Consider the following 23,353-nt stretch of genomic DNA (forward strand, 5'->3'; position numbering starts at 1 on the left):
ACTCAACTGTCTTTCAACGATATAAGGGCATCCGGCTGCCACCATGTCACCCTGCCCAACCGCTGCGGCCAACGTCCAGCGTCAGCGCGGCTTGGCCATGTCCGTAGAGGCTGACTGCTGGACGTCATGCACCCAGACCAACAGCTCGGCGATGACCTGATAAAGCGCAGGCGGAATACGTGCGTCGAGGTCGACGCCCATCAGCAGGCCCACCAGTTCCGGAGCATCATGGACGAAGACGCCCTGATCCTTTGCGGCGGCGATGATACGTTCGGCCAGCTCGCCATACCCCTTGGCAACGACCGAGGGCGATTCCGTCGAATCGCGATAGGCCAGGGCAACGGCCTGGCGGCGCTTGTCCGGCCGAGGAGGAGCATTATTCATCTTGATCCTCCCAACGTCTGTCGACTCGGATATCGGCCTCAAAGCCCAGCCCGGATAGCCGCCGTCTCAAATCGGGCACGCCCTGACTGAGCTGTACCAGACTCGTTTCGCTATGGGTTTCCAACCTGAGAGCCACACGTTTTTCATAAAGGGTGAGCTCCACATTGAGTGGACCAAGCTCCGGGAGAGTCAGCGCCAACTCGCTGCGCCAGGGAGCGCTATCCTGCCCCCCCTCGCCATGCGAGTCTGCGCCCGATTGCGGCGAGCCACTGTGCCCCTCATGAATGACCAGTGCCAGCATGATTCCGGGCCATAACAGCCCCTCCCAACGCAGTGTCGGCGTCACCAGCAACTCCAGCTGATGCCTGACGACACTCTGCAGCGTCTCGGACAAGCGCTCAGGTGAATGCCCGAGCTTGTCGAAGGCCTCCGCAGCCTCACGGGAGACATCACCCGCAGGCCCTGCATAGGTCTCGACTCGCCCTAGCGGGCCGCCACTCTCGGCAGACGGCTGAAGCGGCGAGGAAGCAAGCGACTGCCCCGTAATCGCCGACGTCGGTGTCCCCGTCTGAGAATTCGCGGGCTGCCCAGCAGCGTGCTTTCCCACGCCAGGATGAGGCATCGTCACCGGCGCCGTATCCATACTCCGCCCCTGCCCAGCCGGCGGCAGCGGCCGAAATATCAGCGATTGCCACATCTGCGGCTCGCGCATCAACGTTTCACGCGAAAACTCACCGCGATACCAGCGGACCAGATGGGATTCGTAGAACAAGCCACTCTCTTCGACGCTGTGCCTGAGCGCCATGGCAAGTACCGGCGCAGAGGATTCTCCCGGCAACAGCGGAGCTGCGGGACTGACGACGGAAGGAGGGGCGGGGAACTTGACCAGGATATCGGCAATGGTGCGAGCTGCCGGGCTGAAGTGAGTCCGTGTCGAGGATGGTGCCAGGGCCTGCGACGACGCCTCCCTGGCCGGTTTCTTGTCTTCAGGTTCCAGAGAAGGTCGCGAGGCAATCGCGGAGGCGTTGCCGCCCTGCAGGCGTGAATCGCTATGCAGCGCCTTGATGGCGTCTTTTGGCGAAGCCGGCGTCACCGGCTCCGGCAATTCCTTGGTAACGGGAATATCCACACGCCGACCCAGAACCTGATGCAACAGGGTATCCAGGATCGGTGTAATGCCACTCACGAGTGGCCTTCGTGCCTGGCCCGGATACGCGAGGACATGTTGCCCTGCCCTTGGTTATACGCCTGGGACAAGGCCCGCTGACGCCTTGAGTTACCCAGCATGTCACTCAGTTCGTCGCGGCGCGCCTCGAGGTAACGGCGGATTTCGCCATCGTTTTCCAGGATACCCACCAGCAAATCCATCTTGATGACACGAGCCTCATCATCAAGGCTGCAGTTCGATTCCATGCTCTGCAGACGCTCCACGTCCACTATGTAGCGGGATTTCTGCTGAATCAGCTGGTCCCACTCCTGCCGTCGTGCACTCTCGAGCATCGCCTGAGACTGGGTAAGCAACCCTTCGTATAGGGACAGAAGCTCCGTGGATGTCTGCATGAATCAATTGCCGTTCGCTTGGGGGCCGATCTGTCGCCAGGCCGAGCCGATATCATCGAGTAACTTCGCGGCCTGATCCAGACGAGCCTCGTCGTTATGCAGATTCGCCTGTAGCAGTAACCGCGACACGTAATCGTAAAGTGACGCTAAACGGGTGGCGATCTCGCCTCCCTGCTCATGATCCAGCGCCGCCGCCAGACCGTTGTTGACGATATCCAGTGCCTTGGTGATCGAGCGCCCCTTGGCGGCGGTATCGCCATCCTGCATCTGAAACCGGGCGGCACGAATTGCCGCCTGAGCGCCATCGAACAGCATGACGATCAATTGATGGGGGCTGGCGGACATGACCCCGGTCTCGACGCCGACACGCGCATAGGCGTTGGCACCACGCATCGCATTCATGGATTGAATCTCCTCGGCATCATCACTGGTTAAGCTGAGCGTTCATGGCATCGAACTGCTGGGTCAGATAGGAACTGGTCGAGTTCATCTGCGAAACCAGCGAATCGAGCTGGGCAAACTGGGTGCGGTAACGCGCGACGGTGGCATCGATGGTCTCCCCCATGCGTGTGTAACGATCCCCAAGGCGCTCCAACGTGGCGTCGATGCCATCGGTGGCATTCTTGATCAGCCCCTTGTCACCCAGCATGGTTTCCAGACTCTCGTCGAGCCGGGTTGCGAAGCCGCCTTTTCCATCAGCGCCAGTAAAGAACTCGCTTACCGCAGACAGGTTGGTGCTGATCGCCTCGTCCAGATCCTCATCATCGACTTTCAGCGTTCCATCCAACTGCAGCGTCACGCCCAACTGGGACAGCATCTGGATCTCGCCTTCGCCCGCTCCGCTCATCACGTTACGCAGACGCGACTCGACGCCTCGCAGGGTGGAATTCCCCAGCAGGGTGCCCGCCGTCTCGGATTCGGCATCGTAACTGCTCAGACTTGACGTCGTACTCTGCAAGGAGTTGTAGGCGCTGACAAAGCTGGTCACGGCTTTTTTGATAGCAGCATTATCGCGGGATACCGTGAGGATTTCCGACTCCGCCCCTGTCACTGAGGAGAGATCCAGCGTCACGCCCTGGATGGCATCCTTGACCGTATTGGAGGGGCTGGTGATTTCGATACCATTGACGGCAAGCATTGCATTCTGGGCAGTGACCGTCTCGCTCATTCCAGTGGTGCTACTACCGTCTGTCGTTTCGGGATAGCTGAATTTCGTGCTTAGTTCAACATCGCTGTCGGCGCCAGCACTGATGGCAGTGATCTGCGACTCGGTTCCGGTTTCATCGGATGTCAGTACCAGACGGTAAGGATTGGCAGGATCTCCGTCGTTGACAATGGAAGCCGTGACACCAGCCTCTTTGGCGTTGATGGCGTCACGCAGTCCTTCCAGGGAGTCATTGCTTTCGTCGACGGTTACCGTGAAAGATGAAGCGCTATCGCCCTCACCTATTGTGAAATCGAGCGTGCCCTGACCTATCGATGCAGTCTTGTCAGCCACTCCCTGAGACGCCAGCGATTGCGCCTTGGCCAGTTGCGTGACCGATACCTCGTAACGTCCGGGCACGGCTTCGCTACCGGCGGATGCCGTGACGGCATCACCGGTAATACTGCTGGTGACCGCCTGGAAGGTCTCCGCCTTGTTGAGTGCGGCGGCGGCCGTTTGCAGCTTGTCCAGGGAACTTTCCAACTGCCCGAAAGCAGACAGCTTGGCTTTATAGCTGCTCTGCTGGGATACGATGGGAGAGAGCTTCTCCTGTTCGGCAGATTTCAGCTGATCCAGCAGGCTGCTGAGATCCAGTCCCGAACCGATCCCCAATGATGAAATCGTAGCCATGACATCCCTCTGAGATGGTGCCTTTTGTATCATGCCACCCGAGTCTCCGCGGCATGAGAAGGCGCTATATATGTGTCCTATTCCCCTACATCGGCTTCATGGCGCCGAACTTTAACGAGCAGACGCATTTCAGGGCCGTTCCGCCAGGAATGATAGAAAGATATACCCCCCCGACGCGTGCGCATGGCAATGGCCCCCTCTGTCAGGGCAGGTTTTCTGGTCATGGGCGGGCGGAATAAGAGAAGATAGGGGTTTCGCTGCCCAACCGCAGGAGTTGTAATGGATTCGACCCGTTTATTCGCCGATTATCATCTCTGGCAACGCTTTCAGCGTCAGGACCAGGTGAGCCGTGAGCATCAAGCCGCCCTGCGCAAGATGGCGGAATCCGGCGCCATGGCGACCCGCGTGACCCAGGCCTACCGCAGCATGGCCGACCAGGGAGCCAAGGAAGGCGCCTGCTATCGCACCCTGTTCCAGCGCAAACGCGAAAATAACGAGACCTTGGCATGTGAAGGCTGGCTATTCGTCAGGCGGGTGCTCGCCGAAGGCGGGACTACCCGAGTCCGAGCCACGTTATTGGAAAGCTTCACGCTCGAAGATGGCATCCTGACTCCTGGCGACAAAGCCGGTCAGAAGGTCACACTGGAAATCTTCGATGAGATACTCGTCAAGCGCACCATGAGCCTGGGGTGTCGTATCGATCGGCACGACAATTCCGATGACACACGATTCATCACCTTTCTCGACAGTGTGCGCGGCGACCTTCGTCCCCACCTGTAAATCTCGGTGCGAGAGGTTTTGGCCGCAATGACGGAACCAGCGCCTTCTGACGCGGTCTTTTTCGGTGTTGGCTTGATTAGCTTTTTGAATTGCTGACCGCCGGAGACGCCGGGCGATCGGAACCCTCTACACTCAGGTCTTGTCGGAGATATTGGCGAGCGAAGCTCAACATTTTCCAGACAAGGCCGTAAGGACCCTCTTCATCATGCCGCACACGAACAGCTCTTCTACTCTGCGCCGCTATGCAGCGCTGCGTCTCGACACCCTCGATGACGTCACGCATATTGCCCAGCCACCGACCACCGAGCACACATTAAGCCTCGAAAGCCCGGCTCGTGCATTGCTCACCGATTTCCAGGTGACTCGCGCTCAGAGCATCCTGGCATTGAATAGTGCCGTCCATGCCTTGAACGTCATGAAGCAGGCAGGTGTGCGGCTGTTGATGGTCATCGACACTGAAGGCCGCTTCACCGGCGTGGTCACCGCACGCGAGCTGATCGGTGGTCGCCGGGTCACCCTCGCCATGCAGCAGTACCAGGTGGGACGCGATGAAGTGACCGTAGAAATGGTGCAGTCACCTCGTCATCAGCTTCATGCGCTGCCACTGGCCAAGCTGGAGCACGCCAATGTCGGCGATCTCGTCGAAACGCTGAAGTCCTTTGGCGATCAGCACATTCTGGTGACCGAGCCGACAGCCGACGGCGCCGCGCGCATTCGCGGCTTGGTGTCCGCCTCCGACATCAGCCGGGCCTTGGGTATCGACCTGAACCAGCCCCCCGAAGCCCGCTCCTTCGCGGCGATCTGTCAGGTCATCCTAGGCCACGAGATCAGCTGAACATGCACCACATGCATGGGCACTGCGGAACGCACACCCGTGACCTGACGACGCGTCCCTGATAGCCTACCTGCCTTCCCACCCGCGCGAGCCCCGCATGACATCGACCGCAAGGCAGGCAGGCCTTCTATCGTTTCTTCCGCTGATGATTCTGGTCGCTCTGAACTTGCGACCCGCACTCTCCTCGCTGGCCCCTGTGCTGCTGCGGATACAGCAGAGTACCGGCCTGTCCGAGCTGGCTATCGGCGCACTCACCACACTTCCGGTATTGTGCCTGGGGCTTTTTGCCCCTCTGGCGCCACGCTTGACCCGACGCCTCGGTGCCGAGCGAACGTTGTCGCTGGCCTTGCTTATCCTGGGCACAGCCCTGTTGATCCGTGCCAGCAGTACGCCCTGGCGGCTGTTCTTGGGCACGCTGATGGCGGGCGCGGCTATCGGCATTGCCGGCACCCTGCTACCCGCCTTGGTGAAACGCGAACGCCCCGACCAAGCCGACCTGCTGACCGGTGTCTATACCATGGCACTATGCCTGGGCGCAGCATTGGCCGCCGGTTTCAGCGTCCCGATAGCCAACGCCTTCAATGACTGGCGTATCGGGCTGGGCAGTTGGGCCCTGCTGGCGTTTATCGCGTTGGTAGTATGGTATATCCGGACGCCGCATCCCTGGCCGCAAAGCATCCACACGCCAGCGCACTTCACGCCTCTGAAACTCAGACGCGCTTCCCTAGCGTGGCACGTTACCCTGTTCATGGGCACCCAATCCTCGCTTGCCTACATCGTGTTCGGCTGGTTGCCGGTACTGCTGCAGCGACGCGGATTAAGCGAAGCCGAATCGGGCTGGCTACTGGCGATCTCGCTCATGGCCCAACTGGTGACAGCACTCGGCGCCCCCTGGCTGGCGCGCCTGGGACGTGACCAACGCCCTGCCATCTGGCTAATGTTGTCGGTAACCGGCATCGGCCTGCTCGGCTTGCTTCTGGCGCCACTGGAGTGGAAATGGGCAAACGCTATCCTGCTGGGATTCGGACAAGGCGGCAGTTTTAGTCTGGCGCTTTCGTTGATCGTGTTACGGACGGCCCATTCGCGCCTGGCGGGGGAACTTTCCGGCATGGCGCAGGGCTTCGGCTATTGTCTGGCGGCGCTGGGGCCGCTGGCGGTCGGTCTGATACTGCACTACACCGACAGCCTGAACGTGATGGCGGCCCTGTTTACCGCGATCATCGTTATCGCGGCCTTTCTTGGTGGGCTCGCGGGGCGCGACAGACGCCTGGACACCGATCCCCAAGGACGCCTATTTATCCGCTCCTAGCCTTATCCTCGAGGCGGTAACACGCTTCGCAGGGTATGCAAGGTTGCAAGAATTGGCGGGGATTCCTGAGCGGCGGTCACCCCGATTGCCTTATTAACATGATCAAAGTGTAGAGAGGGATTCTCGCTATGGCGTCTCTTCTTGTGATTTATGCTGGCGGCACGCTAGGCATGGTAAACGGCTCACGCGGGCTTCAGCCTGGCAATGATTTCGAGCCGCGCCTGCGCCAGGCCATGATGCAACTCTCTCCGGCACGCCAAGCTTCGTTACCTGAATTCGACTTAGTGGAATATGCCGCTCCCATCGACTCGAGCAGTGCCACGCCAGCCGACTGGCAGCGCCTGGCCAGAGATATCGCGGCGCAGTACGACCAGTATGCCGGCTTCGTGGTGCTGCACGGCACCGACACATTGGCCTGGACAGCCTCCAGCCTGGCGTTTCAGCTCTTGGGAACCGGCAAGCCAGTGATCGTTACCGGCGCCCAGAAGCCCCTGGAAGCCGACGGCAGCGATGCCCTCGCCAATATCGAAGCCGCCTTGCGCTTCGCCGAACATCCGAGGCTACAGGAGGTCGCCGTCTGTTTCGGGGGTAAATTGCTACGCGGTTGTCGCTCGCGCAAATGGGACACTCAGGCCTTCGAAGCGTTTATCAGTCCCAACTATCCCCTGCTGGGAGAAATCGTCGACGGCGACGCCATCCTCTACCCTTCGCGAGGACTGGCAAGCCAGCGTCGCGGCGCCCCCCGCTTCGAGTTGCCCGACCTGGCCTCGCTTCCGGCGTCACCCGTGGTACGTATCCCGCTCTGGCCGGGTATCGCCGCGCGGCATATTGCCAGCTGGTTGAACGATACACAGGTGCACGCAGCGCTGCTGGAAGTCTGGGGCAGTGGCAACATTCCCGATGACCCGGCCCTACTCGGTACCCTGGCCGAGGCCAGCGGCGAAGGTAAGCTGCTCGTCGCGATCAGCCAGTGCCCGCATGGCCCCGTCACGATGGGCACCTACGCGACAGGACAAGGGTTGGTGGAAGCCGGGGTACTTTCAGGCGACGCCATGACGCCAGAAGCCGTCATCACCAAACTGGTTCATCTCGTGGCCCAGCCGCTGGAACATCGGGATCGCCGCGAGCGGTTTCTGACATCCCTGGCGGGCGAGCGCTGAATCCTCAAGCCTGAGCCGGCCGGCGCGGGAGCGTCGGTCACTTCGTCTCCTGCAGGCGAGCTTCGACGCGATCGAGAATCTGCCGACTGACTTGGCTGACCAGTGGCGTAGCCGCCTTGTTGACGGCTTTCTCCACCAGCTTGTTGCGAATCTGGTACTCCAGCGTCAGTTGGACATGCGTGCCTTCAGCCACCGGCCGCAACTCGTAGCGGCCTTGATTACGCACCCCATCGATGGATTCCCACGCCAGGGTCGAAGGCGGTTGACATTCAGTGATCAGCACATCGAAGCTCCAATCCATGCCCACGGCCCGCACATGCCAGCGGTAGCGGGACTCCCCCAGCGGTACAATCGCCTCGATCATGTCCGAATAGTCGGCAAAGTTTTCGACGTGCTCAAGCAGTGCAAAAACGCGTTCCGGCGTTGCATGCAACACCGCGCTGTGTTCGATAGTCGCCATGCATATTTCCAATGTGATCGTGGCTGTCACGAGAGTAACGATAACCACCATAAACCGCCACTTGCAAAGGGCAAGCGACGGATCGCATAGGGGTGCGCTGGTCAGCTAGATCGGGCCTCGCTACAATAGCCCCCTTGTCCGGACCGGATCCCGGCCAACCGCTGCGGCGGATCCTATAAATTCTCCGAAAGAGGTTTTTTCGTGGCGTCTGCTCTATCCCCTTCTTCCCTGCGTGCCGTAGTGATCTATTCCGGCGGCATGGACTCCTTTACCGTACTGCATCGTGCCATCGCCGAGGGCTTTGAAATTCACGCCCTGTCATTCGACTACGGCCAACGTCACGCCCGTGAACTCGATGTCGCCCGTCACGTCTGTCAACAACTGGGCATCGCCCATCAGGTCGTGGACATTCGAGCCATTCATGGCCTGATTGGCAATTCGGCGTTGACCGACACCCGCCGCGCCATGCCCAGCGGCGATTACAACGATAGCAACCTGACCGCGACGGTGGTACCCAACCGCAACATGATCCTGCTGTCCCTGGCGATCGCCCAGGCGGTCAATATCGGTGCCCCGGTGGTCTTCTACGGCGCGCATGGTGGAGACCATGCACTGTATCCCGATTGCCGCCCCGAATTCGTCGAGCGCATGAACGAGGTCGCCGCGATTGCCAATTTCGAGGCCGTGGAGATTCGCGCGCCCTATCTGCATAGCCATAAGGCCGACATCCTCGCCGACGGTCTGGCCCTGCATCTCGATTATGCCCAGACTTGGACCTGCTACCTGGGCGAGGCCGAGGCCTGCGGTGAGTGCGGTAGCTGCCGGGAGCGCCTGGCCGCCTTTGCCGCGCATGGTCTAAGCGACCCGCTGCCGTACCGTAAGCGCCGCGACACTCAGCCGACAGCGACGACCCAAGGGGACTGAATGTATCACGTTAAGGAAGCCTTCTATTCGCTGCAGGGCGAAGGTGCGCGGGCCGGCCGCGCCAGCGTGTTCTGTCGCTTTACCGGCTGCAACCTATGGTCGGGTCGCGAACAGGATCGTGCCAGTAGCGCCTGTCGTTTCTGCGACACCGACTTCATCGGCACCCATGGCCAGAATGGTGGACGCTTCCGGGACGCCGAAGCGCTCGCAACGCATCTCGCAACACTGTGGCCGGCGGAGAGTAGGCGGGCGACGCCCTACGTCGTGTTCACCGGCGGCGAGCCGCTGTTGCAACTCGATAGCGCCTTGATCGAGGCCATGCACGCCCGCGATTTCGAGGTCGCCGTGGAAACCAACGGCACCTTGCCTCCCCCGCCGGGCATCGACTGGTTATGCGTGAGTCCCAAAGGCCAGACGAAGCTAGCCATCACATGCGGGGACGAGCTCAAACTGGTCTATCCGCAGGCCGATGCTCCACCTGAGCGGTTCAAGGCACATACTTTCGGCCACTTCTACCTTCAGCCCATGGATCTTCAGCCGCAAGGCATGAACGGCACGACGATGACAGCGACCGTGGCGTATTGCCTGGCCCATCCCCAGTGGCAACTTTCGCTACAGACGCACAAGATCGCGGAGATTGATTGATGACCCTTTTCGTCAACGGCTTGACGCAGTTTGATGCGTCGCTCTGGTGCCCGAGCCGCGGGTTGATCGGGGTTAGCTGGCAGGTCAACGCCGAACTTGACGGTGAGCTCGGCGAGGACGGCATGCTGTTTGACTTCGGCGAGGTCAAACCCTGGATCAAATCGCGCCTCGACGCCGAGGCGGACCACACGCTTGTAGTGCCCACGAAGGCGCCAGGAGTGACGGTACATGAGTGTGCCGAGGGTCTTTGCCTGCGTGCGACGCTTCCCTACAGCATGGAGGTGCGCGGCCCGCGCCAGGCATTCACCCTGCTGCCCTGGAGCGAGATCACCGCCGAGCGACTGGCGCGTCATTACGGCGAAGCCCTGACCCGGCGTCCCCCACCGCGGGTCGAGGCCATTCGGCTGACCCTACATGAGGAACATATCGACGAGGCCGCCTACACTTACAGTCACGGCCTCAAGCGCCACGTCGGTAACTGCCAGCGCATCGCGCATGGCCACCGTTCACGTTTGCATATTTGGCACAACGGTACGCGCGACGCGAAGCTCGAGGCGCAATGGGCCCAACGCTTAACGGATCGTTATCTGATCGACGTGGAGGATATTGTCGACGGCGATGACGAGCGACATGACCAACTGACAACGCGCTACCGTAGCGCTCAGGGTCAGTTCTTTCTGCGCCTGCCCAGTGAGCGTTGCGAGGTACTGCCAACACCGACAACCGTAGAACATATCGCCGCCTGGATAGCCCATGAGATCGCCCGGGACAGCAAAGCGCACATCCGCGTACAGGCCTTCGAAGGTATAGGCAAGGGCGCTTTCGCCGAGGCCAGCGGCGGCTAGGCAGAGCCAGTGGCAGCCATAGCACGCCCCTCTGTATCGATGGCTCACTATGCTCTGCCATGGGCTGGTAGTTGACGGCAGGCACATGCGACATGGATGCCCATCAACCCGACGGTCCTTTTCAACTGACGTAAACCCAAGGAATGGAGACCCAAGGAATGCAGTGGCTCGAACGCCAACTCGGTACGTCAATTTCCAATTGGGCCATCGCCCTGTCGATTCTAGTACTGCTGTTTGCACTATCGCTGGGATTGCGCCAACTGCACCGATACGTACAGGTCAGCGTCAATCCCCGTCTACGCGGTATTCGGGTTTTCGGGCAGGCCGTATATCTTCCCGTCCAATGCCTGATCTGGCTTTATGGCCCCGCCCTGGCGATGGTCACGTTGCTGCCCGACATTCCGGCGCGAATGGCCCTGCTGGTCACAACGCATACGCTGGGCGCAGTGCTGGTCGTCTGGCTATTGCTGCGTGTCGCCCGGCGTATGATCCGCTATCTGGATCGCTGGTCGCAAAACCGCAGCAACGCTCTGGACCGTTACTTTCTGCCGTTCCTTGCCCGCTGCTGCGCCGTCTTCTTCCCCGTATTGCTGCTCTTTTCCCTGCTTCCCCTGGCAACCGATTCCCCTGGATTGCAGACCGCCCTGCACAACCTTGCCAGCCTGACCCTTATTGCAGGTATCGCGGTAGTGCTGATCTACATGGTAGGCATCGGCGAGAACATACTGCACTCGCGCTTTCGCACCGACGTCACGGATAACCTGCGTGCCCGCCAGGTTCATACCCAGGTGGCGATGCTGCGCAAGCTGGTCAACTTCATCATCATCGTCCTGGCGGTAGCCTCGATGCTGATGGTCTTCGACAAGGTGCGTCAGCTGGGAGCCAGCATTCTGGCTTCGGCGGGGATTATCGGCGTCGTGGTCGGCTTTGCCGCCCAGAAGGTGCTCGGTAACCTGCTGGCCGGCATTCAAATAGCGCTGACGCAGCCCATACGCCTGGATGATGCCGTCGTGGTCGAAGGCGAATGGGGACGCGTCGAAGAGCTGACTCTGACCTACGTGGTGATCAAAATCTGGGACCTGCGGCGCCTGGTGTTGCCAATCAATTATTTCATCGACAATCCCTTTCAGAACTGGACGCGCAATAGTGCCGATCTGATTGGTACCGTCTTCCTCTACGTCGATTACACGCTTCCCCTGGACCCTTTACGCGAGGAACTGGCACGCATCGTCGAGGCGTCGCAGTACTGGGATGGCAAGGTATGCGTGGTACAAGCCACCGATTTCAGCGAGCGCACCATGCAGGTAAGAATCCTGGTCAGTGCCGGTAGCGGGGGCGACGCCTTCGATTTGCGCTGTGAGGTGCGCGAAAAACTCATCGCGTATATCAATGCGCATTACCCCTCCGCCCTGCCCCAATTGCGCGTCGAAGCGGGAAGCTTTGCCATGTCAGAAGAGACCGCCGAAATGAATGGCGATTTAGCGCGGCGGATCGGCGAAAACGTCTGATTGCATTAAACTCATTGTTTTCGACACTGGATACTCTTTATGGCATGTCGTGTGGGATGTGGCGCCTGCTGTATTGCGCCCTCCATTACCTCTGCGATTCCCGGCATGCCGCAAGGCAAACCTGCCGGGGTGCGTTGCGTGCAGTTGGATGCAGACAATCGCTGCCGACTGTTCGGCGACCCTCGCCGCCCCGCCGTCTGTCAAGACTTCGCTTATGATCGCGATATCTGCGGCGAGCGACGCGAACACGCCATGAGCGCCCTTATCTGGTGGGAAAGCGTCACCGGCACATAAAAAAAGGCGCCACCTATCGGCGGCGCCTACCATCGCAAGACTTGACGATGAGCGGTCAGCAACCCTGCTACGCGGGTCAGGTGTTCAAGCGCACCAGCATCTTGCCCTGATTGCCCCCTTCGAAAAGCTTGAGGAAAGCATCCGGCGTTCTCTCGAGCCCCTCCTCGATGGTTTCCTGATAGTCGATGTCGCCATGTTCGACATGTGGCGCCACTTCATCCAGAAACTGCAGGTAGTGATCCCAGTGCTCACTGACGATAAAGCCCTGCATACGTGCCCGCTTGGAGGTCAACAGGAACAGGTTCGACGGTCCCGGTTGCGGCGTCGTGTCATTGTAGCGCTCGATCATGCCACATACGGCGATACGCCCGTGATCGCGCAGATTGTTGAGTGCCGCTTCCAGCAGCACGCCCCCCACGTTCTCAAAATAGACATCAAACCCCTCGGGGCAAGCCTCCTTGAGATCCTGGGTCAGCGCCTGCGCATCCTTGTCGCGATAGCTGACCGCCCCGACACCCCGCGCCTCGAGCCAATCCAGCTTGGATTGGCTACCTGCCACGCCAACGACCTGGCACCCTTTGCTCTTAGCCAGTTGCACGGCCAGCGAGCCGACCGCCCCGCTCGCCGCGCTGACCAGCACCCGCTCGCCTTCCTGAAGCTGCGCAATAAGATTCAAACCGGTCCAGGCCGTCATACCCGGCATACCCAGTACGCCAAGATAGGCCTGTTCCGGCACGTCATACACCGGCAGCGGCTCGAGGTGGTCCCCAGGGACCTGAGCGACATCGCGCCAGCCAAACATATGACGCACACGATCCCCCTGATGAAAGCGTGGGTGGCGAGACGCCACGACTTCGCCGATCGCTCCGCCCTGAAGCGGCGCGCCCAGCTTAAACGGCTCGACATACGTCTTTACGCCATTCATCCGGCCGCGCATGTACGGATCTACGGACAGCCACGTGTTACGCACACGCACTTCACCTTCGGCGACATCCTCCAGTGGCGTTTCACGAAACTGAAACAGCTCACGCTCCGGAAGGCCGCGCGGATGCTCATCGAGGGTGAAATAGTGGGATACGGTCATGTCGCTTGTCTCCTAGCCTGATAATGATTCAATGGTTTCAGGGTAGGAGGCTCATGCGCGGCCCGCAACTTCCTGTCGAGCCTCAGGAATGTAAAAAAACAGGGCGCAGTTTCAGCTGCGCCCTGCAATTCCAGCGATGCGGGTTTCCCGAGTCAATCCGGCATGCTATAGACGTTCGATCTCGGCATCCTGACGCAACGTGTCGTTAAGCCCTTGGATAGCCGCCTGAGCACGTAGACGCTCCGCCAGTTGCACCACGAAACCACCCACCTGATCCTCACTGTCACCCGCGTTAATTTCCGTCAGGGCGACGACAGCGGCCCCATTCTGGGTCGCCACCGTGCCGTAAGCCGCACCGTCTTGCGGCTGGGGCAGGCGGAAAGCCTCGGCGAGGACGGCCTGGGGGATTGCCTGTTCCTCGCCCTGGCGGGAGACATCTTCGGCCTGTTGCCAATCGAGTTCCAACGTATCTCCGCTGCGCAGCGCAGCCACGGCTTCTTCGGCTTGTGCCATCAGCGCCTCACGCGTCTTAGCCTGCTCGACAGCGGCCCGCACCTGCGCTTCAACCTCTTCGAACGGCAGTGTCGTCGCGGCCCGGTGATCGGTGACACGCAACACCATGCGACGCTGATCATCCAACTCCAAGACATCGCTGTTATAGCCTTCCTCCAGCACATCCGGCATGAATGCCGCATCCATGACGCCAGGCTCCGAGAGTATGCCTGAAGCATCGTTACGTGAGACCCAGTCGGACTCCTGCACCGTCAACCCCAGGTCTTCGGCGACACTGGCCAGGTCCTCGGCCGCGAAGCTTTCATCGATGAGGATTTGCACACGCTCATTGAAGACATCGTCGGCCGCGGCCAGACGCGCCTGTTCGGCCAATTGATCGCGCATCTCTTCGAACGAGGGCAATTCCAGGCCAGTCACCTTGATAAGGTGCAAGCCGTTCTCGGTTTCGACGATCGAAGACACCTGTCCCTTCTCGAGACTGAAAGCGGCATTTTCGAAGTCTTCGCCAAAGAAACCTCGGTTAATGACGCCAAGCGATCCACCCTCTTCGGCCGTGGTCGCGTCCTCGGAATATTCCTGCGCCAACTCGGCGAAATCGGCCCCATCGGCAAGCCGCTGCTGAACCTCTTGGAGGATGGCTCGCGCCTCCTCGCGGCTACGCTCATCACCAAAATCGACCATGATATGGGATACCTGACGGGGCGCTTCGCGCTGTGCGGCCGCATATGCCTGCTGCAGCTGTTGCTCGCTCACCTCGAGCCCCTGAGCCAGGTCGGCCTTGTCTAGCACGACATAACGCAGACGCACTTGCTCGGGACGCTGATAGGCCTGCTGATGAGAAGCATAGTAATCCTGCAGATCTTCATCGCTCACCTCGACAGGCGCCGCCAGGTTTGTCTCATCCAGTACGGCGTAACGGAAGTCCCGCGTCTGGTTCTGCAGCGCAGTCAGGCGTTCACGCTCGAAGGGCAGCATAAAGGCCGCCTGAGCCAGTCCCTGCTGCAACTGCTGACGCAGCATGTCGGTCCTCAGTTGCTGACGGAAAGACAGCGGCGTGTAACCGGCGCTGCCTAGCCTGTTACGGAATATCTCACTGGAAAAGCGCCCATCCTGATCCTGGAATTCAGGCAAGCCGACGATAATCTGATCGAGCTGCGCTTCGGACAGATACATGTCACCCTCTTCAGCGTACTGCTCAAGCAAGGTGCGATTAATCGTCTGCTCGATGACCTCGGCGCGGAATTCGCGTTCCTGTTCAGGCGGCACCTGACCAGAGCGTATGCCCCGCTGAACCTGTAGCTCGACTTCCTGGCGCTTTATCTCTTCCCCATTGACCGTTGCGACAGTATCGCTACTTGCGCTGAAGAGGCCTACCAGCGACTCCACGCCAAAAAAGGCGAAAGTGACGATGATTGCCCCGACAATGGCCTTTGCGATCCACCCTTGGGAGCCTTCTCGGATACGTTGCAGCATGCTGGCCTCAAAATGATGGTTTTTTGTTCCGAGCCGCATTATAACGACTCATCGTGAGAAGACATCAAGACGACCGGATTTGAGCATGAAAGCAATAAAAAAGCGCATCGCTTAGCGATACGCTTATTTTGGGCGACCCCACCCTGAGCGGTAGTAGTTCGTCAGCAGAATATTCACTGCTTGGAACAAACGGCAGATATCCAGGCGGCCCGCCAGCTTCCAGTCTTAGTTGACCGAATCCTTCAGCGCCTTGCCCGCTTTGAAGCTCGGCACCTTGGCGGCGCTGATTTCGATCGGCTTGCCGGTCTGCGGATTACGACCGGTGCGTGCAGCACGCTCCTTGATGGAGAAGGTACCGAAACCTACCAGTGCTACAGAATCACCTTTTTTCAAGCTATCGGTGACGGTCTCGATCATCGCGTCGAGTGCACGGCTTGCAGCGGCCTTCGGAATGTCGGCGGATGCGGCAATGGCTTCGATCAGCTCGGACTTGTTCACTCTTCACCCCTTGACTGTTACGAGAATTACTGGAAATCGGCGCAAAACTCGGGTGGTTAACGCTTTGACAGCAAAGCCGCAATTTATAGCAATGCAATGAAACACATGTCAAGCAATACCCGCGCCAAACCGCGTCATGGCGGGATTTTCGCCCCGCCATGATTGGTAAATAGACTTAATGTGTACTAATCGATGTATGCGAAGAAGTGGAATCTTCAGGACGACTATCATCCTCTCCATTCTCCGGCTTTCCTGCTAACGCCACATCGAGAACTTCATCGATCCACCGTACCGGGCGAATATCCAATGCGTTCTTGATATTATCCGGAACTTCTTTCAGATCCCGACGATTCTCTTCCGGGATAAGCACCGTCTTTATACCACCGCGCCGCGCCGCCAGCAATTTCTCCTTGAGCCCACCGATGGGCATCACTTCTCCACGCAGGTTCACTTCCCCTGTCATGGCTACGTCACAACGGATCGGGCGCTCGGTATAGGCCGATACCATCGCGGTCACCATGGCAATACCCGCGCTGGGGCCATCCTTGGGAGTGGCACCCTCGGGAACGTGGATATGCAGGTCTTCCTTCTCGAAGCGTTCCGGATCGATCCCTAGCGGGATAGCCTTGGCCCGCACGACGGTATGCGCGGCACTCACCGACTCCTTCATGACATCCCCCAAAGAGCCCGTCTTGTTGACGCGCCCCTTGCCTGGGGTGATGACAGACTCGATATTGAGCAGCTCACCGCCAACCGATGTCCAAGCCAGCCCGGTCACGCGGCCGACTTGATCCTGCTGATCGGCCAGACCATAGCTGTAACGCCGGACACCGGCATACTTCTCGATATCCTCCGCCGTCAATGTCTGGCTAGACTGCGCTCCCGCCTTGCCTTCGGACTCAACGCGCTCGCGCAGCACTTTACGGCAGACCTTGGCGATCTGGCGCTCAAGCTCGCGCACGCCAGCTTCCCGAGTATAGTAGCGGATCAGCTCCAGCAAGCCCTCATCGCTGATGTCGAGCTCCTGATCCTTCAAGCCATTCGCCTTGAGCTGCTTGGGCACCAGATAGCGCTTGGCGATGGCCAGCTTCTCGTCTTCGGTGTAACCGGGTAGACGAATGATTTCCATACGATCCAGCAAAGGACCTGGAATGTTCATCGAGTTGGCGGTACAGATGAACATCACCTCGGAGAGATCGTAATCCAGCTCCAGGTAATGATCGTTGAACTTATCGTTCTGCTCAGGATCGAGCACCTCCAATAACGCCGAGGACGGGTCTCCGCGATGGTCCATGCCGATCTTGTCGACCTCGTCGAGCAGGAACAGGGGGTTCTTGACGCCCGCCTTGCTCATGCGCTGGATCATCTTGCCGGGCAGCGATCCGATATAGGTACGCCGGTGGCCACGAATCTCCGACTCGTCTCGTACGCCACCGAGCGCCAGCCGGACATACTGGCGATTCGTCGCTCGAGCGATGGACTGTCCCAGCGATGTCTTGCCAACCCCTGGCGGCCCCACCAGACAGAGCACGGGTCCCTTGAGCTTCTTGACACGCTTCTGAACAGCGAGATATTCAAGGATACGCTCCTTGACTTCCTCGAGGCCGTAATGGTCTTCATCCAGCACCGACACGGCGCGTTCCAGATCATGCTTGACGCGGGTGCGCTTTTTCCACGGCACGGCAAGCAACCAATCCAGGTAGGAGCGCACCACGGTCGCTTCGGCCGAGGTCGGCGACATCATCTTCAGCTTGCCCAACTCCTGGGTAGCCTTTTCAGCCGCCTCCTGAGGCATGCCGGCGTCCTTGATCTTCTGCTCGTACTTCTCGGCCTCATTGGGAACATTTTCGAGCTCGCCCATCTCTTTCTGGATGGCCTTCATCTGCTCGTTGAGATAATACTCGCGCTGGGATTTTTCCATCTGATCCTTGACGCGTGAGCGGATGCGTTTTTCGACCTGAAGCAGGTCGATCTCGGACTCGATGAGCGCCATCAGATGCTCTATGCGGTCACGTACGCGATCCATCTCGAGCAGTTCCTGCTTGTCGCCAATCTTCAGCGACAGATGAGCGCAGATCGTATCGACGAGACGGCTGGGATCTTCGATGCCCTGCAAGGAATTGAGCACCTCGTTGGGCACTTTCTTCGACAACTTGACGTACTGCTCGAATTGATTGAGCAGTACGCGAACCAGGGACTCCTGTTCGCGCTCGGTCAAGGGGTGGCTTTCACGCGTCGCGGCTTCGGCTACGCTATATCCCTGCTCGACCGTGCTGACCGATCGGATATCGGCGCGGAAGCTGCCTTCGATCAGCACTTTGACAGTGCCGTCAGGCAGCTTGAGCAGTTGCATGATGTCCGCCACCGTGCCGACCGAGAACAGGTCGCCGGATTCAGGATCGTCCTGACCCGCTTCGCGCTGTGCGACAAGCAGGATGCGCTTGTCATTTTCCATGGCGGCTTCCAGCGCCTGGATCGACTTCTCACGACCCACGAACAGGGGAATGACCATCTGCGGATAGACGACCACATCGCGCAGGGGAAGAAGGGGCAGACTCAAAGTCTGTTCAGCGTTCTGCTCCATCGCAGACGTTCCTCAATATTCGGGTGGATGGGCCGCCATAAGGCGGCGCTCGCATACCCAGTGATATGGGGGTGAAGAAGAAGGATGCAACCGCAGCCAGACTCGGTATTACCCGCACTAAATAGACATTGGCGCATGGCCCGTTGGCGTTATCACGATGGATAACAGGCCGCAGCGCATACCAGGCAGCATTTACCGAAGAAGCGCAATCAACCGACGCGGCGAAACTGCAATCATCTTGTGCAACGTGGTCCGCCGACTAGCGAGTGGATTTGGCTCAACTCCGTGTACATGGCAGGGCTAAGAAAAAGGGGCCTGACGGCCCCTTTTTCTGCCGGGATCAAGTTCTCAACCGTCCTGGCCTGCCACCTTGCTTTCTTCCTGCTTGGAATAGATCAGCAGCGGCTCGCTGTCACCGGCGATTACCGAATCGTCGATCACCACTTTACTCACGCCTTCCAGAGAAGGCACTTCATACATGGTATCGAGCAGCACGGATTCGAGAATCGAACGAAGCCCACGCGCCCCGGTCTTGCGCTCCATTGCCTTGTGTGCAACCGAACGCAAGGCATCTTCCCGGAACTCAAGCTCCACGCCTTCCATTTCAAACAGCTTGGCGTATTGCTTGATCAAGGAATTCTTGGGCTCCGTGAGAATCTGGATCAACGCGTCTTCGCTGAGCTCGGTCAGTGTCGCAATAACCGGCAGACGTCCGACAAACTCGGGAATCAGGCCGAACTTAACCAGGTCTTCAGGCTCGACATCGGCCAGTACATCACCCATGCCTTTGGTCGCATCCTTACTTTTGACGCTGGCATTGAAGCCAATCCCGCCTTTTTCCGCACGGTCGCGAATGACTTTTTCCAGCCCTGCGAAAGCGCCGCCCACGATGAACAAAATACTGCCGGTATCGACCTGCAGGAACTCCTGCTGGGGATGCTTGCGCCCGCCTTGAGGCGGAACCGAGGCAGTGGTGCCTTCGATGAGCTTGAGCAACGCCTGTTGCACCCCCTCACCCGAGACATCGCGCGTAATCGAAGGATTGTCCGACTTGCGTGAAATCTTGTCGATCTCATCGATATAGACAATTCCGCGCTGCGCCTTTTCGACATCGTAGTCGCATTTTTGCAGCAACTTCTGGATGATGTTCTCGACATCCTCTCCGACATAGCCCGCTTCGGTCAGGGTAGTCGCATCGGCTATGGTAAAGGGAACATTCAGCAGACGCGCCAGCGTCTCCGCCAATAGCGTCTTGCCGCTACCGGTAGGCCCGATCAGCAGAATATTGGATTTACCCAGCTCGACATCGTCCGATTTCGTGCCCGCCCGCAAACGTTTGTAATGATTATAAACGGCAACGGAAAGCACCATCTTGGCGCGATCCTGGCCAATCACATAATCATCGAGTGTATTGCGTATCTCACGCGGAACCGGCAGCCGATCCTCGTCGCCCTCAGCGTCGGCCTCCAGGACTTCTTCGCGAATGATGTCGTTGCACAGATCGACACACTCGTCGCAGATATAGACGGAAGGACCCGCGATCAGCTTGCGCACTTCGTTCTGGTTCTTGCCGCAGAACGAGCAGTACAGCAGTTTGCCGTTCTCGTCTTTGCCTTTGCCGTCGGCCATTCGCTTACCTCTTGATGGTGGCGGTCAGCGACCGCCGGAAATGCATGTAATGGGTTAAACGCTATCAGGATGCAGGGCGCTTATCCAGCATGGCATCGATCAAGCCATATTCAACCGCCTGGCCACCATCCATGAAGTTATCCCGATCGGTATCCCGGGCGATCGTCTCGATGTCCTGACCGGTATGCTCAGCCAAGATCCGGTTCAGCTTGTGCCGAATCGTCAGTATCTCGCGGGTGTGGATCTCGATGTCCGCCGCTTGCCCCTGATAACCGCCCAGTGGCTGGTGAATCATCATCCGCGAATGCGGTAGACAGTAGCGCTTGTTCTTGGCACCACCGGCGAGCAGCAGCGCCCCCATGCTAGCCGCCTGACCAATGCAGACGGTAGAGACATCGGGCTTGATGAACTGCATGGTGTCGTAAATCGACATGCCGGCAGTCACCGAGCCACCCGGTGAGTTGATATACAAATGAATATCCTTGTCAGGATTTTCAGATTCGAGAAACAGCAGCTGCGCAACCACCAGATTCGCCATATAGTCTTCGACCTGGCCGACCAGGAAGATGACACGCTCCTTTAGCAGGCGGGAATAGATGTCATAGGACCGCTCGCCGCGAGCACTCTGCTCCACGACCATCGGGACCAGACCGCCTGCGTTGCTGATGTCAAACTCGTTACCCATTGCGTGGCTTCCTTAATCCGGTGACTGAAGAGTCCTGACTAGCGACCCGGCCGGAGCCGGGTCTTGCTAAACGCTTATACCCAGGAGAGCCGAGTGAAACGGCTTTAAGGTCTGTCGCGTGTGGCGCAACCTCAAGGCAGTTATCGAAGCGCCATCCTGCTCGAGAGCTGTGCCTGATACTCCACATGCCTGAGGTTCATTGTCCGGCCTGCAGAAAATCAATCTACAAGTCTCGGATCAGGCGTTTTCCTCTTCTTCCACTGCTTCGGCCTGCTCGCCTTGCTGGGCCGCCTGCAGGGCCTGTTCATACGACATGGGCACATCCTTGACCTGTGCCTGTTCCAGCAGTTTATCAACCGCCTTCTCTTCAAGCAGTGCAGATTTGATCTGACTCTTCATCTGATCGTTTTTCAGATAATATTCAATCACTTGCTCGGGCTGCTGATACTGCTGGGCCAGTTCCTCGACACGCGCCTTGATTTCGTCATCGCTGGCGTCAAGCTCATTGACCTTGACCACCTCGGCCAATAACAGACCGACCTGAACGCGGCTTTTCGCCTGTTCGGCAAACAACTCGTTCGGCAACTGAGAGACATCGAAATCCTCACCCAGACCGAACTGCTGTGCCGCCTGACGCTTGAGACCATCGGTTTCCTGCTGCACCAGCGCTTGCGGTACGGGGAACTCGTTAGCCTCTTTCAGCGCTTCAAGCACCTGCTGTTTGACACGATTCTCGACCGCCTGCTTGACTTCACGCTCCATGTTTTTCCTGACTTCGACACGGAACTTCTCGACATCGCCGTCTTCCACGCCGAACTTCTGGATGAAGTCCGCATCGATTTCGGGCAGTTGCTGAGCCGATACCTTATGGAGCTTGACCTTGAACGTCGCTTCCTGGCCTGCGAGATGCTCGGCTTGATAATCCTCCGGGAAAGTGACCTTGATTTCGCGCTCATCACCGGCTTGCATACCGACAAGCTGCTCTTCGAAGCCGGGGATAAAGCTATTGGAGCCAATCACCAACTCATGCCCCTGGGCTTCGCCGCCCTCGAAAGGCTCATCGCCCAGAAAGCCCTGGAAATCGATGGTTACCTGATCGCCTTCGGCAGCCTCGCGCTCGACCGCTTCCCAGCCGGCATTCTGCTTGCGCAGGGTTTCGATCATCTGATCGATATCGGCTTCAGTGATCTCGGCGCTGGGACGCTCAACTTCGACACCGTCAATCGACGTCAGCTCGATCTCGGGATAGATTTCCAAAGTGGCCACGAACTCAAGGTCCTTGCCATCTTGGTTAACCGTCGGCTCGATAGACGGGAATCCCGCAGGATTCAGGTTTTCCTGGGTAATCGCCTGGACATACTGCTGACGCATGACTTCGCCCACCACCTCGTTGCGCACATCCTGCCCAAAGCGCTGGCGCACGACCGCCATCGGAATCTTGCCGCGACGGAAACCATTCAGACGAACGGTCTTGGCGGTCTCCTGTAGGCGCGCGGCCACGGCCTGATCGATCTCAGTGGCTGGCACTTGAACAGTGACGCGACGTTCTATCTGGGAAGTCGTCTCAACAGAAACTTGCATGAATGATCCTCTACCGACTGGGGGCGTTCTCGAAATGCGTTAAAACGAGGATTCTAAGAATCCCGATACGCGCTGGCAAGCACGCTTTAGGCTCTTTATGGGGATATAACCGCAGATTACAAGGCTTCAACCGGATTCAACGTGATTAAATCCTCCGCCGATGCGTTGCCACAAGGCAAAGCGGACCAGACAATACTCGGCACGGACGGACACCGACTCGATTCATCGGCGTAAAAAACAGTCAGGTTGACGGATGCAAGTCGAACGAGAGAAGGAGATCGAAGAAAGCGACGTCGAATGGGGTGGATGATGGGGATCGAACCCACGACCACCGGAGCCACAATCCGGGGCTCTACCACTGAGCTACATCCACCATGACGTGCTTGTTGCAGCAGTTAATACAACATCGATGAACACTGAACGAGATATGGGGTGGATGATGGGGATCGAACCCACGACCACCGGAGCCACAATCCGGGGCTCTACCACTGAGCTACATCCACCATAACCTACAAACAGTGCTACCGGGCAAGCGGTGCTTCTTTGGCGCGCCCAGCAGGACTCGAACCTGCAACCTACGGCTTAGAAGGCCGTTGCTCTATCCGATTGAGCTATAGGCGCATTCTAAGGCTTGCTGCTTCAGGTCCGCACTCGATCCTGTCGTGTTCGATAGTGGTCGGGGTAGAGGGATTTGAACCCCCGACATCCTGCTCCCAAAGCAGGCGCGCTACCAGACTGCGCTATACCCCGTGCCTTTCGATACGACCT

22 protein-coding genes and 4 tRNA genes are annotated in these 23,353 nt (G+C 58.8%); 9 read left to right on the forward strand and 17 right to left on the reverse strand.

Annotation, left to right across the window (positions count from 1 at the left end; translation table 11 throughout):
- Positions 1 to 81 precede the first annotated feature (81 nt).
- From ACW4DH_RS00625 to fliD, 5 genes are read right to left on the reverse strand one after another with little or no spacing between them, the layout of a single operon-like run.
- Entirely contained in the window at positions 82 to 384 is a 303-nt protein-coding gene (locus tag ACW4DH_RS00625; protein WP_459634417.1) for an EscU/YscU/HrcU family type III secretion system export apparatus switch protein, read from the reverse strand.
- Positions 377 to 1,570, reverse strand: coding sequence for a flagellar hook-length control protein FliK (fliK, locus tag ACW4DH_RS00630; protein ID WP_459634418.1), 1,194 nt, complete (start codon positions 1,568 to 1,570; stop codon positions 377 to 379). Before fliK ends, ACW4DH_RS00625 begins: the two co-directional genes overlap by 8 nt.
- Positions 1,567 to 1,944 carry a flagellar protein FliT gene (gene fliT / locus ACW4DH_RS00635; RefSeq protein WP_459634419.1) on the reverse strand — a complete coding sequence of 126 codons (378 nt, stop codon included), beginning with the start codon at positions 1,942 to 1,944 and terminating at the stop codon, positions 1,567 to 1,569. The genes fliK and fliT overlap by 4 nt, the downstream gene beginning before the upstream one ends.
- Positions 1,945 to 1,947: 3 nt before the next feature.
- A complete protein-coding gene (gene fliS, locus ACW4DH_RS00640; RefSeq protein WP_459634420.1) occupies positions 1,948 to 2,346 on the reverse strand; it encodes a flagellar export chaperone FliS in 399 nt (132 codons plus the stop codon).
- Between the two features lie 22 nt (positions 2,347 to 2,368).
- The gene (gene fliD, locus ACW4DH_RS00645; protein ID WP_459634421.1) at positions 2,369 to 3,778 is read right to left on the reverse strand and encodes a flagellar filament capping protein FliD; all 1,410 of its coding nucleotides are present in this window, start codon (positions 3,776 to 3,778) and stop codon (positions 2,369 to 2,371) included.
- A gap of 279 nt (positions 3,779 to 4,057) precedes the next feature.
- Here fliD and ACW4DH_RS00650 point away from each other — a divergent pair, with 279 nt between their 5' ends.
- From ACW4DH_RS00650 to ACW4DH_RS00665, 4 genes are all read left to right on the forward strand, one after another.
- Entirely contained in the window at positions 4,058 to 4,558 is a 501-nt protein-coding gene (locus ACW4DH_RS00650; RefSeq protein WP_459634422.1) for a hypothetical protein, read from the forward strand.
- A gap of 205 nt (positions 4,559 to 4,763) precedes the next feature.
- Positions 4,764 to 5,393: a CBS domain-containing protein gene (locus ACW4DH_RS00655; RefSeq protein WP_459634423.1), complete on the forward strand. Its 630-nt coding sequence runs from the start codon at positions 4,764 to 4,766 to the stop codon at positions 5,391 to 5,393.
- Positions 5,394 to 5,490: 97 nt separating this feature from the next.
- The gene (locus tag ACW4DH_RS00660) at positions 5,491 to 6,702 is read left to right on the forward strand and encodes an MFS transporter (protein WP_459634424.1); all 1,212 of its coding nucleotides are present in this window, start codon (positions 5,491 to 5,493) and stop codon (positions 6,700 to 6,702) included.
- A 128-nt stretch (positions 6,703 to 6,830) separates the two neighbouring features.
- Positions 6,831 to 7,862, forward strand: a complete 1,032-nt coding sequence (locus ACW4DH_RS00665) for an asparaginase (RefSeq protein ID WP_459634425.1) — start codon at positions 6,831 to 6,833, stop codon at positions 7,860 to 7,862.
- A 37-nt stretch (positions 7,863 to 7,899) separates the two neighbouring features.
- On the opposite strand, the gene ACW4DH_RS00670 is transcribed toward ACW4DH_RS00665, so the two are convergent.
- Positions 7,900 to 8,322 carry an SRPBCC family protein gene (locus tag ACW4DH_RS00670; RefSeq protein ID WP_459634426.1) on the reverse strand — a complete coding sequence of 141 codons (423 nt, stop codon included), beginning with the start codon at positions 8,320 to 8,322 and terminating at the stop codon, positions 7,900 to 7,902.
- A 201-nt stretch (positions 8,323 to 8,523) separates the two neighbouring features.
- Between ACW4DH_RS00670 and queC the strand changes: the two genes are divergently transcribed.
- From queC to ACW4DH_RS00695, 5 genes are all read left to right on the forward strand, one after another.
- The gene (gene queC, locus ACW4DH_RS00675) at positions 8,524 to 9,246 is read left to right on the forward strand and encodes a 7-cyano-7-deazaguanine synthase QueC (RefSeq protein ID WP_459634427.1); all 723 of its coding nucleotides are present in this window, start codon (positions 8,524 to 8,526) and stop codon (positions 9,244 to 9,246) included.
- Positions 9,247 to 9,891, forward strand: coding sequence for a 7-carboxy-7-deazaguanine synthase (queE, locus tag ACW4DH_RS00680; protein ID WP_459634428.1), 645 nt, complete (start codon positions 9,247 to 9,249; stop codon positions 9,889 to 9,891). It begins immediately after the preceding gene.
- Positions 9,891 to 10,736: a 6-carboxytetrahydropterin synthase gene (locus ACW4DH_RS00685; protein ID WP_459634429.1), complete on the forward strand. Its 846-nt coding sequence runs from the start codon at positions 9,891 to 9,893 to the stop codon at positions 10,734 to 10,736. The genes queE and ACW4DH_RS00685 overlap by 1 nt, the downstream gene beginning before the upstream one ends.
- A 158-nt stretch (positions 10,737 to 10,894) precedes the next feature.
- Positions 10,895 to 12,244: a mechanosensitive ion channel family protein gene (locus ACW4DH_RS00690; protein ID WP_459634430.1), complete on the forward strand. Its 1,350-nt coding sequence runs from the start codon at positions 10,895 to 10,897 to the stop codon at positions 12,242 to 12,244.
- A 39-nt stretch (positions 12,245 to 12,283) separates the two neighbouring features.
- Complete coding sequence (locus ACW4DH_RS00695) at positions 12,284 to 12,538, forward strand: YkgJ family cysteine cluster protein (protein ID WP_459634431.1); 255 nt, start codon at positions 12,284 to 12,286, stop codon at positions 12,536 to 12,538.
- Between the two features lie 76 nt (positions 12,539 to 12,614).
- Here ACW4DH_RS00695 and ACW4DH_RS00700 read toward each other — a convergent pair whose 3' ends face one another.
- The 11 genes from ACW4DH_RS00700 to ACW4DH_RS00750 all read right to left on the reverse strand — a co-directional run bounded on the left by ACW4DH_RS00700 (position 12,615) and on the right by ACW4DH_RS00750 (position 23,335).
- Positions 12,615 to 13,622 carry an NADP-dependent oxidoreductase gene (locus ACW4DH_RS00700; RefSeq protein ID WP_459634432.1) on the reverse strand — a complete coding sequence of 336 codons (1,008 nt, stop codon included), beginning with the start codon at positions 13,620 to 13,622 and terminating at the stop codon, positions 12,615 to 12,617.
- 165 nt (positions 13,623 to 13,787) lie between these two features.
- Complete coding sequence (locus ACW4DH_RS00705) at positions 13,788 to 15,608, reverse strand: SurA N-terminal domain-containing protein (RefSeq protein ID WP_459634433.1); 1,821 nt, start codon at positions 15,606 to 15,608, stop codon at positions 13,788 to 13,790.
- Positions 15,609 to 15,833: 225 nt separating this feature from the next.
- Positions 15,834 to 16,106 carry a nucleoid-associated protein HU-beta gene (gene hupB / locus ACW4DH_RS00710; protein WP_459634434.1) on the reverse strand — a complete coding sequence of 91 codons (273 nt, stop codon included), beginning with the start codon at positions 16,104 to 16,106 and terminating at the stop codon, positions 15,834 to 15,836.
- Between the two features lie 175 nt (positions 16,107 to 16,281).
- Positions 16,282 to 18,690 carry an endopeptidase La gene (lon, locus tag ACW4DH_RS00715; RefSeq protein WP_459634435.1) on the reverse strand — a complete coding sequence of 803 codons (2,409 nt, stop codon included), beginning with the start codon at positions 18,688 to 18,690 and terminating at the stop codon, positions 16,282 to 16,284.
- Positions 18,691 to 19,038: 348 nt separating this feature from the next.
- Positions 19,039 to 20,319, reverse strand: a complete 1,281-nt coding sequence (gene clpX, locus ACW4DH_RS00720; protein WP_459634436.1) for an ATP-dependent Clp protease ATP-binding subunit ClpX — start codon at positions 20,317 to 20,319, stop codon at positions 19,039 to 19,041.
- A 64-nt stretch (positions 20,320 to 20,383) separates the two neighbouring features.
- Positions 20,384 to 21,004 carry an ATP-dependent Clp endopeptidase proteolytic subunit ClpP gene (clpP, locus tag ACW4DH_RS00725; RefSeq protein ID WP_459634437.1) on the reverse strand — a complete coding sequence of 207 codons (621 nt, stop codon included), beginning with the start codon at positions 21,002 to 21,004 and terminating at the stop codon, positions 20,384 to 20,386.
- A gap of 237 nt (positions 21,005 to 21,241) precedes the next feature.
- Entirely contained in the window at positions 21,242 to 22,585 is a 1,344-nt protein-coding gene (gene tig, locus ACW4DH_RS00730) for a trigger factor (RefSeq protein ID WP_459634438.1), read from the reverse strand.
- A gap of 298 nt (positions 22,586 to 22,883) precedes the next feature.
- Positions 22,884 to 22,958, reverse strand: a tRNA-His gene (locus ACW4DH_RS00735).
- Between the two features lie 55 nt (positions 22,959 to 23,013).
- Positions 23,014 to 23,088, reverse strand: a tRNA-His gene (locus ACW4DH_RS00740).
- A gap of 41 nt (positions 23,089 to 23,129) precedes the next feature.
- Positions 23,130 to 23,206: transfer RNA gene (locus tag ACW4DH_RS00745), tRNA-Arg, on the reverse strand.
- Between the two features lie 52 nt (positions 23,207 to 23,258).
- Positions 23,259 to 23,335 (reverse strand) — tRNA-Pro (locus ACW4DH_RS00750).
- Between the last annotated feature and the right edge of the window lie 18 nt (positions 23,336 to 23,353).

It is taken from the genome of Halomonas sp. WWR20 (assembly GCF_054602495.1).